The sequence below is a fragment of the Inhella sp. genome (assembly GCF_027532025.1).
Taxonomy (GTDB): Bacteria; Pseudomonadota; Gammaproteobacteria; order Burkholderiales; family Burkholderiaceae_C; genus Inhella.
In genome coordinates, this window is record NZ_JAPZSY010000032.1 from 1 (window position 1) to 13,685 (window position 13,685).

Genomic DNA, 13,685 nt, shown 5'->3' on the forward strand with positions numbered 1-13,685 from the left:
CCGCCTGCCTGCGATCCAATCCCCCATACCCACCGCAACACACCCGCTGAACCGCGACTGGAGCGGCGGTTTTGTTCAACACGGTTTACCTGCCGCCGGTGGCGCTCAGCTGCGTGGCAAATGCCGTGCGGCGGCAGATAAGCGCTGACTGTTAGGCATCCCAATACACCTCTCGCAGTACACAATGACCTTCGGAGTACTCATCTTCCCCAACGTCGAGGAACTCGACTTCGTTGGGCCTTGGGAAATGCTCACTATGTGGCAGCAGGTAGCAGGTGGGCCAAAGTGCCTCGTTGTCTCGGAGCATGCCGGACCAGTCACTTGCGCGAAGGGCCTCTCTGTCAACCCGCACGTCACCTTCGAAGACTGTCCGCCGCTGGACTACCTGCTTGTACCTGGTGGGCAGGGAACCCGAGTTGAAGTCACGAACGCCAAGCTCCTTGAGTTCGTTGCCGCTCAAGGCAAAGGATGCCAGGCGATTCTCTCCGTCTGCACTGGCTCGTTTGTGCTGCATGCCGCCGGTCTTCTGGCAGGCAAGAAGGCAACAACACACTGGGGGTCGCTTGAACGGCTACGAGCACTTGGCAACGTCACGGTAATCGAAGAGCGCTTCGTTCAAGACGAGAACCTATGGTCTTCGGCAGGGGTCTCGGCAGGCATTGACATGACCCTCGCGTTCATATCCGCAGTGGCGGGCGAGGAATCCGCATCAAAGGTTCAGCTCGCTTCTGAGTACTACCCGTCAACCAAGCGGTATGGCTCGCTCCACAACACACACCCCGCGGCGCCAGCCTACGCGAGGGATGCCTCTCAAGAAACTCCCTCCAAGTAGTTGATTTCATTGACCTGATTTGTAACGATCCGGGCCTCGCTCAGGCCGTTGTTGTTTGTGGCGACGCCCCCGCCAAGGGCACCCGTTGCAGCCCCAACTGCTGCGCCCGCCGGGTGAGGCTGGCGACCACGCGCTCGCGGTATCGCTCCTCGTAATACGCCTGCCTCTGGTCGGTGTACGGCTGGCCTCGGGTCAACATCGCGTAGATCAGCCGCGCCAGCTTGTGCGCTGCCGCTGTCACCACCGAACGGGAAATGCCAACCAGAGGGGCGATCGGCGGGACGCGGAGAGCACCACCCATCAGCACAACACCAACGCCGGCAACCACCCCCGCAACGCATTGAACCAAGCCACCCCCTCGACCCGGTCCAGGTCCTCGCGGGTCAAGCGCGCCTCGGCGATGCGACCCTCCGCCAGCCAGTGCGCGCGGCCCACGCCGGGCAGCAGGCCGGCTTCGCGGCGCGGGGTGAGCCAGCGGCCTTCCAACTGCAGCGCGATGTTGCCGAAGGTGCCTTCGGTCAACTCGCCGTCTTCATTGAACAAGATCAGGTCCCAGGCCTCGGGCGGCTTGGTGGCGGCTTGCGCTTCGTAGACCTCGCGGCGCGTGGTCTTGTGCTGAATGAACTCGGCCAGCGGGCCGCGCGTGGGCATGGGCTGCTGTGCCAAGGTCAGCACCAAGGGGAAAGGTAGTTCGGTCAGCGGCTGCACCTGGGTGGCGGCGTGGCCGTCGGCGGCCAGGGTCAGGCGCACGCGCCAGGCGCCTCGCGGGTGGGCGCTGGCGGCGGCGTCCAGGGCTTGCTGCACGTCGGCCGCGCGGTGGCGCAGGCCGAAATGGCGGGCCGTGGCGGCCAAGCGGGCCAGGTGCGCGGCGCGCATGGGGTAAGCCCCGCCATCCAGGCGCAGGGTTTCCAGCGCGGCGATGGGCGCTTGCGCCCGGGCCAAAAAGCGGGTCTTGGCGCGCCACTCGGCCAGTTCGGGCGCGGGCTCGGCGTCCAGCGTGATGCCGCTGCCCACGCCGGCGCGCAAGGCCCCGTTGGCGGGCACCTCCACGGTGCGGATGGGCACGTTGAAGGTGGCGGCCCCGCCGGGCTGGATCAGGCCCAGGGCCCCGCAGTACCAACCGCGCGGCGCGCCTTCCAAGTCGTTGATCACCTCCATCGCCCGGCGCTTGGGCGCGCCGGTGACGCTGCCGCAAGGGAACAGGGCGGCGAACACCTCGGCCAGGGTGCGCTGCGGCGGCGTGACGGCCGTGACCGTGCTGGTCATCTGCCAAACCGTGGGCAGCTCGTGCAGCTCAAAAAGGCGCGGCACGCGCACGCTGCCCACGCGGGCCACACGGCCCAGGTCGTTGCGCAGCAGGTCCACGATCATCAGGTTCTCGGCCCGCTCTTTGTCGCTGGTGCGCAGGTGAGCCTGGGCCGCCTCGTCGCTGGCGCGGTCGGTGCCGCGCGGCGCCGTGCCCTTCATCGGCTGGGCGGCCAGCAGCCAGGTGGCCGGGTGGTCGGGCAGCGGGCGCCAGTCGAAGAACAGCTCGGGCGACACGCTGGCCACCCCGCCCTCCCCCGCCATCTCGGCCAGGAACAGCGAAAAGCCGCCGGGCTGCGCCGCGTGCAGGCCGTGGAACAACGCGGCCAGCGGCACGCCCGGCGCCAAGCGGCTGGCCAGGCGCGTGGTGAGGTTGACTTGGTAACAGTCGCCGGCGCGGATGTGGTCGCGCACCCGTTCGATGGCAGTGGCGTCTTGCGCCTCGTCGTGCAGGTCCTGCAGCCAGGGCTCACATCGTGCGCCCTCGTGCACGGTCGGCGTCCACGGCTCGGGCGCGCGGCGGTACACGGCGAAGGCGGCCAGCCAGCCTTCGGCGGGTGGCGTCGTCAGGCAGGGGTCCAGCGCCGGGCCGGCCTCGTAACGCAGGCCGCCCAGCACCCAAGCGCCGGCTTGGGCCTCGGCGTGGGCCTGGTTCAGCACCCTGGCCAACTCGTCCGCGCTGCGCGCGCACAGCCAGGCGTCCGGCGGCGTGGCCCACTGGCCCCGCACGCGCTCGCCGTCTTCGCGCGCCAGGGGGTGGCGCGGGAAGTCGAAGGCGGCGAAGGCATTGCCCGAAGACATGGTTCTATCGACCCGCTTTCCTACGCCCCAAAGATGGCATCAAACAGATCGCGACATTCTTCAAAGAGAGAACCGCATACACCCAGGCCTTCTGCCACCGGCTTCCGACCAAGAAAACGTGCACGTGAAAGTTAGGGCGCCGTCGAGCGCTAGCGCCGCTGACCAGCAGCATGTAGGCCCCTCGATCTCCCATGTGCGTCAACGCCAACTCTTCTGCGAATCGCTGCACGCTGGTCAGGTCTCCCTGGCTGTCCGTTTCCGAACAGAAAACAAAACAGCGCCGCAGCAGCGGCAAGGAGTAGTCCACCCGAATCCAACCGAGCCGACTCAGTTCTGGGGTCGTCACGATCTCGCGACGCCCCATGAAGAAGCCGACGTTCACAAGGTGTCAAGCCAAATTCAAGAACTGCTCGCGGTAGTGCGCCAGCTCGTCGATGCTTTCGTGGATGTCGGCCAGCGCGGTGTGCGCTTGGGCCTTCTTGAAGCTGTCCATGGCGGCGGGCTTCCAGCGGCGGGCCAGTTCCTTGAGGGTGGAGACGTCGAGGTTGCGGTAGTGGAAGAAGGCCTCCAGCGTGGGCATGGTGTTCACCAGGAAGCGGCGGTCTTGGCAGACGGAGTTGCCGCACATGGGGCTTTTGCCCTTGCCCACGTACTGCTCCAGAAAGGCGATGGTGGCGGCCGCGGCGGCGGCTTCGTCTGTGGTGCTGGCCTTGACGCGGTCGATCAGGCCGCTCTTGCCGTGGGTGCCCTTGTTCCAGGCGTCCATCTTGTCCAGGGTTTCGTCCGATTGGTGGATGGCGAACACCGGGCCCTCGACGCGCACGCTCAGGTCGGGGCTGGTGACGACCACGGCCACTTCGATGATGCGGTCGGTGGCCGGGTCCAGGCCGGTCATTTCGCAGTCGATCCAAACCAGGTTGTTGTCGTGGCGTTCCAGCGTGGCGCTCATGGGGGCTCTCGGTGAGGATGAAACGGCGGAATTGTGCCCGCCTACACTTTTTCATTCCGTCGATCCAAGGCGTTTCCCGTGCTGCCTGCCACCCTCGTCACCCTCGTTTTTGCCACCGCCGTGCTGCTGACCACCGGCCTGCGGCTGTGGCTGCTGACCCGCCAGGTGCGGCATGTGGCCCGCCACCGCGACACCGTGCCCCCCGCTTTCGTCGGCCAGGTGACGCTGGAAGCCCACCAAAAGGCTGCCGACTACACCCTGGCCAAGGCTCGGCTGGGTGCCGTGTCCCTGCTGGTGAGCAGCGCCTTGCTGCTGGCCTGGACGCTGCTGGGCGGCCTGGATGCGCTGAACCAAGCGGTGATGGCCCACGTGGCCGCCGACACCTGGGGCGGCTACGCCCGTCCCCTGGTGCTGGTGGGCGCCTTCGTCTTCATCGGCATGCTGTTGGACCTGCCGCTCGAATGGATCGCCACCTTCCGCGTGGAGGCGGCGCACGGCTTCAACCGCACCACGCCAGGCCTGTTCTGGGCCGACTGGGTCAAGGGCATCGGCGTGGGTCTGCTGCTCGGCGGCCCGTTGCTGTGGGCCGTGCTGGCGCTGATGAAAACCGCCGGCGCGCAGTGGTGGCTGTGGGCCTGGGCGCTATGGGTCGGCTTCCAGCTGCTGGTGATGCTGCTCTACCCCTTGCTCATCGCCCCCCTGTTCAACCGCTTCGAGCCCCTGAAGGACGAGGGCCTGGCCGCGCGGGTGAAGGCCTTGTTCGAGCGCTCGGGCTTCCAAGCCTCGGGGCTGTTTGTGATGGATGGCAGCCGCCGCAGCAGCCATGGCAACGCCTACTTCACCGGCTTGGGCGCGGCCAAACGCGTGGTGCTGTTCGACACCCTGATGCAACGCCTGGGCCCCGAAGAGATCGAAGCCGTGCTGGCGCACGAGCTGGGCCACTTCAAGTGCCGCCACATCCCCAAACGCTTGCTCACTTTCGCGCTGGTCTCGTTGGCCGGCTTTGCGTTGCTGGGATGGCTGGCGCAGCAGCCAGGCTTCTACCTCGGCCTGGGCGTGCGACCCGACCTGCTGGGCGGCAACGAGGCCCTGGCCCTGCTGCTGTTCCTGATGGCGGTGCCGGTGCTGGCCTACCCGCTGGGCCCGTGGATGAGCGCCCGCAGCCGCCGCGATGAGTTCGAGGCCGACGCCTACGCCTGCCAGCACAGCGACGGCGCCGCGCTGTCGCGTGCGCTGCTCAAACTGCACGAAGACAACGCCAGCACGCTCACCCCCGACCCCGTGGTGGTGCGCTGGACCTACAGCCACCCGCCGGCCATCGAGCGCCTCGCGGCCATTGCCACCCAAACCCGCGCCGCGGCTTGAACCTGCCCCCATGAACCTGCTGACCGCTGCCTGCACCCCCAACGCCTCCGCTTTGGGGCCCGAATCGATCGAAGCCCACCTGGCCCAACTGCCCGGCTGGACGCTGGAGAACGGCGCCCTCGTGGCGCGCTTTCGCTTCGACAACTTCCGCGAGGTGATGGACTTCGCCACCGCGGTGGCCGAAGTCGCGGATGGCCAGGACCACCACCCCGAGATGCTGCTGCGCTACCGTGACGCGGAGCTGCGCTTTTCGACCCACAGCGCCGGCAACGCCGTGACGATGAACGACGTGATCTGTGCCGCCCAGGTGAGCCACCTGCCCGAGGCCACGCCTTGAGCAAGGGCCGCAAGGCGGCTCAGGCGGTGCGCGAAGTCACCGCGCTGGACACCGGTTTGGTTGTTCGCGGCCACGGCCGGCATTACCTGGTGCAGACCGACGACGGCCAACGCCTGCAGTGCGTGCCGCGCGGCAAGAAGAGCGACTGCGTGGTGGGCGACCGTGTGCGCTGGCAGCCCACCAGCCCGGGCGAGGGCGTGATCGAAGGCCTGGAGCCGCGCCGAAACCTGCTCTACCGGCAGGACGAATGGCGCAGCAAGAGCTTTGCCGCCAACGTGGACCAATTGCTGGTGCTGGTGGCGGTGGAACCCGTCTTCAGCGAAAGCCTGCTCAGCCGCGCGCTCTTGGCCGCGGCGGAGGCCGGCATCGAGGTGCGCATCGGCCTCAACAAGACCGACCTGCCGGGTGTGGCCCACGCCCGCGAGCGCCTCGCCCCCTACACCGCCATGGGCGTGCCGGTGATGGAGCTGGCCCTCAAGTCCGACGTGGCCGCCAGCCTGTCCACCCTGGGACCATGGCTGGCTGGCAAGACCACCCTGGTGCTGGGCCCCAGCGGCACGGGCAAGAGCACGTTGACCAACCTGCTGGTGCCCGACGCGCAGGCGCAGGTGGGAGAGATCAGCGAAGCCCTGAACAGTGGCCGCCACACCACGACGCACACCCAGTGGTACAGCCTGGCCTCGGGGCCGATCGGTGCCTTGGGCAGCGGGGCATGGATGGATTCGCCGGGCTTCCAGACCTTCGGCATCCAGCACATCGAGCCCATGCGCCTGGCGCCCTTGATGCCGGACTTCGCCGAGCCGGCCACGCGCTGCCGCTTTGCCAACTGCACGCATCGGCAAGAGCCGGGGTGTGCGGTGCGCGCCGCGTTGGACGCCGGCCAGATCGCCGCAAGCCGCTACCGCATTTACCTGGAGCTGTTCGACGAGTTGAGCCGGCCACCGGCGTACTGAGCCGGGCCGCCTGCGTTGTTCAACGGATCTCGCGCACGTCCGCGTCGATCACCTCGCCTTGACCGGCGGACGAACGCGGGCGCACGGTGGCGCCATAACGGCGCCATGTCTGTTGGCCCCAGTGTTGCGCTCGCGTGCCCCACTGCGGCTTGCGGCGGGTGACCCCAGACACCAGCAACACCGCCAGGGCCACCACCACGCCCAGGACCATCAGCCCCAGGAACAAGAACAGGACGGCCACCCCGAACACGAGGCGGACGATCACTTGGAGCAAGGTGTTGAGCACGGTGGGGATGGGTGGGGCCGAGGAATGGCCTGAGTTGGGGCCGGCGACCCGATTGTCAAGCGCTGGGCTGTGAAAATGCCAACGGTTCCGCCGCCAACTGCCATGCCCGACTACCGTTTGCTGTACATCGAAGACAACCCGGTCAACACCTTGATCGTGGAGGAGTTGCTGAACCGCCGGCCCGACATCGCCTTGCGCTGCTGCGAAGACGGTCAGTCCGGGCTGGCCGAGGCCCGAGCCTGGCAACCGCAATTGGTGCTGCTGGACATGGACCTGCCCGACATGGACGGCCGCGAGGTGCTCACGCAGCTGCGAGCCCATGGGGCGACGCGCGACATCCCCTGCATCGCGCTCAGCGCCAACGCCATGAGGGACGACGTCGAAGCCGCCCTGCGGCACGGTTTCGACGCCTACTGGACCAAGCCGATCGACTTCCAGGCCTTCTACGCGGGCCTGGAGGCCCGGTTCCCGTCGGCGACCTGAGCGGAGGGCCGACGCCCCCCCGACTTCAGGCGGGAATCAAGCCGCGGCCACGCAACATGGGTTCGATCTGCGGATCGCGTCCGCGGAACGCCCGGAAGGCCGCGCCTGGCTCAACGCTGTTGCCACTGGCCAAGATGTGCTGCCGCAGCCGCTGCGCGGTGGCGGCGTCGAACAGGTCGCCCGCCTCCTTGAAGGCCTCGAACGCATCGCAGTCCAGCACCTCGGCCCACAGGTACACGTAGTAGCCGCTGGCGTAGCCGTCGCCCACGAACAGGTGCTGGAAGTGCGCCAGCCGGTGGTTCATGCCGCAATCGGCCGGCGCACCCAGTCGGGCCAGGGTGTCGCGCTCAAAAACCGTGATGTCCGGCGCCTCGTCGTCTTCCAAGGCATGGATGGCCAAGTCCACCAGGGCCGACGCCGTGTAGCGCACCGTCTCGTAGCCTTGGTTGAACAACTCGGCCGCCTTGATGCGTTGCACCAATTCGGCCGGGATGGGTTCGCCCGTCTGCCAATGCCGCGCGTGCTGCTGCATCACGGCCGGGTCGGCAATCCAGTGCTCCATCAACTGCGAGGGCAGCTCGACGAAGTCGCGCAGCACCTGCGTGCCCGACAAGCGCTCGTAGCGCGTGTCGCTCAGCATGCCGTGCAGGCCGTGGCCGAACTCGTGGAACAAGGTGCGCACGTCATCCAGGCTCAGCAGCGTGGGCTGGCCGGGCGCGCCCTTGGCGAAGTTGTTGGTGTTCAGGATGACCGGCGTTTGCCGCAGCCCGTTGTGGTGGGCCCAGCGCAGCGCGTTCATCCAAGCGCCGCTGCGCTTGCCCTCGCGGGCAAAGTTGTCATGCAAGAACACGGCGCGGTGCTCACCGTTGGCATCCCGCACCTCGTAGGCCTTCACGTCGGGGTGGTAAACCGGCCAGTCGGGGCGGTGCTCGAAGCGGATGCCGAACAAACGCTGCGCGCAAGCAAACACGGCCTGCACCATGGCGTCGAGCGGGAAATAGGGCTTGAGCGTGGCTTCATCCAGGGCGTACTGGGCCTGGCGCACCTTTTCGGCGTAGAACCGCCAGTCCCAAGCCTCGACGGGGTCCAGAAAGCCGTGCGCCAGCGCGGCGCCGCGCACGGCCTCGCGCTCGCGCTCGGTGGCCTGCAGGGCGGCGTTCCACACCCGCATCAGCAGGCCCTGCACCGCGTCCTTGGTTTGCGCCATGGTGTCGGCCAAGGCGTAGTCGGCATAGCTGGCGCAACCGTGCAGGCGCGCTTGCTCGTTGCGCAGGGTCAGGATCTCGCGGGCGATCTCGCGGTTGTCGCTGGCCCCCTCGCGCTCACCCCGCCCGACCCAAGCGCGCCAGGCTTGCTCGCGAAGGTCGCGCCGCGCCGAAAACGTCAGGAAGGGCACGATGTGCGAGCGTGACAGCGTGACGAGGTGGGCCTGCGCATCCAGACCGCGCTCGGCCGCCGCCTGCCGCATCACGGCCCGTGCAAAAGGTGGCAGGCCGTCGAGCTCGGCCTCGGTGCGCAGCACCAGCCGGTACTGGGCCTCGTCGGCCAACACGTTTTGCGCAAACCGGGTGTTCAGCTCCGCCAGCCGCTGCACGATGGCCGCGTAGCGTCGCTGGGCGTCTGGCGCCAGCTTGGCCCCTTGGCGAACGGCCTCCAAGTGCAAGCGCTCCAGCAGCCGACGTTGATCGGCGTCCAGCGCCGAGTCTTCGACCCGGCTCATCAACGCGTCCAGTCGGGCAAACACCCCAGCGTGCATGGCCACCCCGCTGCCATGGGCTGCCAAAGGGGCCGCCATGTCGCGCTGCACCGCCTGCAGGGCGGGCGTGGACACCGAGGCGTTCAGGGTGTGGAACAAAGCCTCGATGCGCGCCAATCGGCGGCCACTGGCGTCCAGGGCGGCCACCGTGTTGACGAAGGTGGGGGGCGCCGGATTGGCGCCAATGGCGTCCAGTTCGGCCCGCTGCTCGGCCATGGCCAGCTCGAAGGCAGGAGCGAAGTGCGCCGGCTGCACCAGCGCAAAGGGGGGCAGGCGCTGCGGCGTGTCCCAATCCTGCAGCAAGGGGTTGCCGGCGCTCACCTCAGGGGGCCTTCTTGGCGGCGGCCTGCTCTTTGCGGATGGCCTTTTCGTCGTCTTCTTTGTAGGGCCGGTTGCCACACTCGTTGCGCCAGGCGTCTTGCTTTTCACCCAGGGCATCGGCTCGAGCGCCCAGCTCATCCTTGCGCTTGTTGAAGCCGTCCACATCGGCCTCAAACGCCTTCACTTCTTCCAAGAAGGCCTTGCGGCGCTGGTTGTGCGGGTCCACCTTGGCGTTGATGTCCGCGGCCAGCTTGTCGTAGTCGGCCTTGGCCGCCTGCTGCTCCTTCTTGGTCATTTCCTTCATCTTGACCTTGAGCTCCTCGGCCTTGGCTGACACCGCCGCCATCTCGGCCTTCAAGGCTTCGCCCTCGGCCTCGACAGCTTGATTCTTGCTCTTGATGTCATCGCGCTTGGCCAGCACAGCGGCGCGCTCGTCGGCCAGTTTCTTGTCGTCTGCTTCGATGGCAGCGGCCTCGGCCTTGTTGGCGTCCGAGCGGTCCAAGCAACTGCGCAGTTCCTCTTTCGTCATGATCTTGGGCTTGGCCACCGCCGGGGCCGGAGCCGGCGCCGGTTTCCCCGCGGCCGGCTTGGCAGCGGGCTTGGCAGGGGCCGTTTGGGCCTGCACAGAGCCCATCAGGGCGACGGTCGAGAGCGCAGCAACGAGGAGAGACAAACGCATGGCATGGCCTTTCAAACAGAGGTAACTCGAAATGATGCCATGCCATCCAGCACCCCTTCATCGGCTCGACATAATCGTCCGACGATCCCCCCACAAGGCGCCCAGGGCGCCCCTCCACGCGATGAAAAAGACTGTGCTGGCCGCGTGCCTCCTGACTCTGAGCGCCGCCCAGGCGCAAACCCCTGCCGACCCTTACCTGTGGCTGGAAGAGGTGACGGGCGACAAGGCCCTGGCCTGGGTGCGCGAGCGCAATGCCGAAACCGAAGCCGTGCTCAAGGCCCAACCCGGCTTTGAAGCGCTGCGCGCCGAACTGCTCGAAGGCTTGAACGCCCGCGACCGCATCCCCCGCTTCTCCCGCATGGGCGATCACGTCTACAACCTGTGGACCGACGCCAAGAACAAGCGCGGGCTGTGGCGCCGCACCACCTTGGCCGAGTATGCAAAGCCCGACCCCCAGTGGGAGCCCGTGCTCGACCTTGACGCCCTGGGCGCCGCTGAGAAAGAAAGCTGGGTGTTCAACGGCGCCGCCTGCCTGGCCCCCGAGTACAAGCGCTGCCTGCTGCAACTGAGCCGCGGCGGCGCCGACGCCACGGTGGCGCGTGAGTTCGACACCCAGGCCAAAGCCTTCGTGAAAGACGGCTTCACCCTGCCCGAAGCCAAGACCCAGGTCGATTGGCTGGACGAAAACCACTTGCTGGTGGGCACCGACTTTGGGCCGGGCAGCATGACCGATTCGGGCTACGCCCGCATCGTCAAGCGCTGGCAACGCGGCACGCCGCTGAGTGCGGCCAAGACCTTGTTTGAGGGTCAGGCCAAAGACACCTACGTCTTCGCCGCGGCCCAAGGCGTGGGCAAGGACCAAACGGTGGTCATCAGCCGCGCGCTCGATTTCTACCGCTTCGACCGCTACTTGGTGAAGGGCGACAAGCTGGTGAAGCTGGCCCTGCCGGCGGATGCCCAGTTCCAGCGCTGGGGCCAGCGCCTGCTGGTGGAGCTGCGCTCCGATTGGAAGCAAGGCGGCACCACGCACAAGGCCGGCTCCTTGCTCGTGGGCTCCTGGCCCGACTTCCTGGCGGGCAGGACCGGCTGGCGACCCCTGTTCACCCCCACCGACACGCGCTCGTTGGCCGGTTTCACGACCACGCAGCACCATGTGGTGCTGAACGTGTCGGACAACGTGGCCAGCAAGCTGGAGGAGTGGGACTTCTCCCGCAAAGGCGCTCCCCAACGGCGCGACGTGAAGGCCCCCTTCCCCGGCAACCTGAGCGTGGCCAGCCTGCACGACCCCGACCTGCCGCAAGACAGCCTGGCCGACCGCTACTTGGTGAACTACGCCGACTTCCTGACGCCCGACACCCTGTACCTGGCGCAAGCCGGTAGCGACGATCGCCTGCGCCTGAAGAGTCGCCAAACCTGGTTCGACAGCACCGGCATGCGCGTGGAACAGCAGTTCGCCACCAGCAACGACGGCACCAAGGTGCCCTACTTCGTGGTCTACCCCAAGGGCGCGACCAACAACGGCCAAAACCCCACCCTGCTGTACGGCTACGGCGGCTTCGACGTGAGCATGACCCCGCGCTACAGCGCCAGTTGGGGTCGCGGGTGGCTGCAGCGCGGCGGCGTGCTGGTGATGAGCAACATCCGCGGCGGTGGCGAGTTCGGCCCCCGATGGCACAAGGCGGCCATCTTGCAAAACAAGCAGCGCAGCTACGACGACTTCATCGCCATCGCCGAAGACCTGATCAAAAAGGGCATCACCACGCCCAAGCGGCTCGGCATCATGGGCGGCAGCAACGGCGGCCTGCTGATGGGCGCCGTCACCGTGCAGCGGCCCGACCTGTTCAACGCCGTGGTTTGCCAAGTGCCGCTGCTGGACATGCAGCGCTACCACAAGCTCTTGGCCGGCGCGTCCTGGATGGCCGAGTACGGCAACCCCGACGTGCCCAGCGACTGGGCCTTCATCTCGCAGTACAGCCCCTACCAAAACGTGAAGGCCGGCGTGAAGATGCCGCGCATGCTGATCAACACCAGCACCCGCGACGACCGCGTGCACCCGGGCCACGCCCGCAAGATGGCGGCCCGCATGATCGAGCAGGGCCACGCCCCGCTCTACTGGGAAAACATCGAAGGCGGGCACGGCGGTGCGGCTGACAACGAGCAGCGCGCCACTTGGCAGGCCATCGAGTACGCCTACCTGTGGATGCAACTGGGCGGCCGCTGAGCCCGGAGCCCCGACCATGACCGTGCAGCACAACGCCGAACGCCAACAGTTCTGGATCGAGCCCCAACCCGGGCTGCGGGGTGAGTTGGACTACACGCTGACCTCTGGCGTCGTCAACTTCCACCACACCGGCGTGCACCCCGGCTTGCGTGGTCAGGGCATTGCCGCACTGTTGGTGGAAGCCGGCCTGACCTGGGCCCAGACCCAAGGCCTGAAGGTGCAAGCCGGCTGCAGCTACGTGGTTGCGCACTTGCAGCGCCACCCGGAGTGGGCCCACCTGCAGGCCTGAACGGCACGGCAGACCCGACGCGGCCATGGCGCCCGCGTGCAGCACGCACGGGGCGTCAGTCGCCGCCGCAGCCTCCGCCGCAGTTCCCCCCGTCGCCCGAACCGTCTCCCCCATCGGAGCCGCTGGATCCCCCGCAACCCGACACGTCCGTCGCACAGTGCGTGTTCCCGCGGTCGCGGTCCAGCAGGCGGCAATCGGGCACATAGCGGTAGCCCCCTGGAACGCCGAGTTCGAGGTCCAGCGCGAACAGCAAGGGCAGCGCCGTGGGCGGGTGCACCGGCCGCCCTTCGTCTTGGCAAGCGCCCCGCCACGCGCGCATCAGGCCCTCTTTCAGACGCTGGGCGGCCAGCCCCTCAGGCAAGGCCTCGGCCGGCGTGTGGTGCAGCAAACGGCCGAAGGCACGGTGACAAAACCGCCCGTAAGCGCGGGTGTCCAAGATGAAGGCGTGCCAAGCCGCGTCCACCGCCTTGCTCGGCATCGCCACCCAAGCCCCCCGTGACTTGGCGCACACGCGAAAGTACTGACGCAAACCGTTCTCCACGGCCTCACACTGCGCTTCGCTCCAACCGGGGAATTCGGCCCGCAAGGCCGTGCGCACGCTGCGCGGCAAGGGGCTTTGGTTGATGGCGCGCAAGCGTGCCGCCAGGGCCCATCGCCGCCATCCCCACGTTGCAGCACCGGCCGCGCCGGCGGCCACCATCCATCCGATCACGCCCATTCAGGCCTCACTTTGTTGTTGTTGTGCTTGCCATGCTGCCTCTCATTTTTGAACGTTCTGTGACAAGGCGTCTGCTGGGCGCCCTGCTCTTGGCCCCCGCGTTGGCGCAGGCCAACGCCCTGCTCCAACCCAGCCCGCTGCCCCTGCAGTACCCGCCCTTCAACACCATCACCGACGCCGACTTTGCGCCTGCGCTGAGCGCGGGCATGGCGATGCAACGGCGGGAGATCGCCGCCATCGTGGCCAACCCTGCCGCACCGACCTTCGCGAACACCATCGAGGCCCTGGAGCGCAGCGGTCGCCTGCTGAGCCGGGCGCTGACCGTGTTGTCCAGCCTCAACGGTGCCCACACCAACCCCGAGCGCCAGCGCCTGATGCGCGAGTTCGCCC

The 13,685-nt window shown here is 67.6% G+C and carries 14 protein-coding genes and 1 pseudogene; 8 read left to right on the forward strand and 7 right to left on the reverse strand.

The genetic code is table 11. The features are described 5' to 3' along the window. The first annotated feature begins 184 nt into the window (after positions 1-184). Positions 185-832 carry a DJ-1/PfpI family protein gene (locus O9335_RS05875; protein ID WP_298384957.1) on the forward strand — a complete coding sequence of 216 codons (648 nt, stop codon included), beginning with the start codon at positions 185-187 and terminating at the stop codon, positions 830-832. A gap of 40 nt (positions 833-872) precedes the next feature. On the opposite strand, the gene O9335_RS05880 is transcribed toward O9335_RS05875, so the two are convergent. The 3 genes from O9335_RS05880 to orn form a co-directional block, all read right to left on the reverse strand. Then, positions 873-1,073 carry a hypothetical protein gene (locus O9335_RS05880; RefSeq protein ID WP_298384960.1) on the reverse strand — a complete coding sequence of 67 codons (201 nt, stop codon included), beginning with the start codon at positions 1,071-1,073 and terminating at the stop codon, positions 873-875. 59 nt (positions 1,074-1,132) lie between these two features. Next, on the reverse strand, positions 1,133-2,938 hold the full coding sequence (locus O9335_RS05885) for a chorismate-binding protein (protein WP_298384963.1): 1,806 nt from the start codon (positions 2,936-2,938) through the stop codon (positions 1,133-1,135). Positions 2,939-3,326: 388 nt separating this feature from the next. Continuing rightward, positions 3,327-3,887, reverse strand: a complete 561-nt coding sequence (gene orn / locus O9335_RS05890) for an oligoribonuclease (RefSeq protein ID WP_298384966.1) — start codon at positions 3,885-3,887, stop codon at positions 3,327-3,329. An 81-nt stretch (positions 3,888-3,968) separates the two neighbouring features. Between orn and O9335_RS05895 the strand changes: the two genes are divergently transcribed. Genes O9335_RS05895 through rsgA form a run of 3 tightly spaced genes read left to right on the forward strand, consistent with a single transcriptional unit; the run spans position 3,969 to position 6,542 of the window. Continuing rightward, entirely contained in the window at positions 3,969-5,252 is a 1,284-nt protein-coding gene (locus O9335_RS05895; RefSeq protein ID WP_298384995.1) for a M48 family metallopeptidase, read from the forward strand. A gap of 10 nt (positions 5,253-5,262) precedes the next feature. After that, positions 5,263-5,589, forward strand: coding sequence for a 4a-hydroxytetrahydrobiopterin dehydratase (locus O9335_RS05900; protein ID WP_298384969.1), 327 nt, complete (start codon positions 5,263-5,265; stop codon positions 5,587-5,589). Next, positions 5,586-6,542, forward strand: coding sequence for a ribosome small subunit-dependent GTPase A (gene rsgA, locus O9335_RS05905; RefSeq protein WP_298384972.1), 957 nt, complete (start codon positions 5,586-5,588; stop codon positions 6,540-6,542). The genes O9335_RS05900 and rsgA overlap by 4 nt, the downstream gene beginning before the upstream one ends. Before the next feature lie 19 nt (positions 6,543-6,561). On the opposite strand, the gene O9335_RS05910 is transcribed toward rsgA, so the two are convergent. Continuing rightward, positions 6,562-6,828, reverse strand: a complete 267-nt coding sequence (locus O9335_RS05910) for a hypothetical protein (RefSeq protein WP_298384975.1) — start codon at positions 6,826-6,828, stop codon at positions 6,562-6,564. A gap of 102 nt (positions 6,829-6,930) precedes the next feature. Here O9335_RS05910 and O9335_RS05915 point away from each other — a divergent pair, with 102 nt between their 5' ends. Next, positions 6,931-7,311 (forward strand): response regulator, encoded by a 381-nt coding sequence (locus tag O9335_RS05915; RefSeq protein ID WP_298384978.1) that lies wholly within the window; start codon positions 6,931-6,933, stop codon positions 7,309-7,311. Positions 7,312-7,336: 25 nt separating this feature from the next. Here O9335_RS05915 and O9335_RS05920 read toward each other — a convergent pair whose 3' ends face one another. Further along, positions 7,337-9,388, reverse strand: a complete 2,052-nt coding sequence (locus O9335_RS05920; RefSeq protein ID WP_298384981.1) for a M3 family metallopeptidase — start codon at positions 9,386-9,388, stop codon at positions 7,337-7,339. Position 9,389: 1 nt separating this feature from the next. Then, complete coding sequence (locus O9335_RS05925; protein ID WP_298384983.1) at positions 9,390-10,067, reverse strand: hypothetical protein; 678 nt, start codon at positions 10,065-10,067, stop codon at positions 9,390-9,392. Positions 10,068-10,188: 121 nt separating this feature from the next. On the opposite strand from O9335_RS05925, the gene O9335_RS05930 reads away from it, so the two are divergent. Further along, the gene (locus O9335_RS05930; RefSeq protein WP_298384986.1) at positions 10,189-12,288 is read left to right on the forward strand and encodes a prolyl oligopeptidase family serine peptidase; all 2,100 of its coding nucleotides are present in this window, start codon (positions 10,189-10,191) and stop codon (positions 12,286-12,288) included. 16 nt (positions 12,289-12,304) lie between these two features. After that, positions 12,305-12,577 (forward strand): GNAT family N-acetyltransferase, encoded by a 273-nt coding sequence (locus tag O9335_RS05935; RefSeq protein WP_298384988.1) that lies wholly within the window; start codon positions 12,305-12,307, stop codon positions 12,575-12,577. Positions 12,578-12,632: 55 nt separating this feature from the next. On the opposite strand, the gene O9335_RS05940 is transcribed toward O9335_RS05935, so the two are convergent. After that, a complete protein-coding gene (locus O9335_RS05940; protein ID WP_298384992.1) occupies positions 12,633-13,295 on the reverse strand; it encodes a hypothetical protein in 663 nt (220 codons plus the stop codon). Between the two features lie 59 nt (positions 13,296-13,354). Between O9335_RS05940 and O9335_RS05945 the strand changes: the two are divergent. Beyond that, positions 13,355-13,685, forward strand: a pseudogene (locus tag O9335_RS05945) (dipeptidyl carboxypeptidase II); the annotation flags it as partial.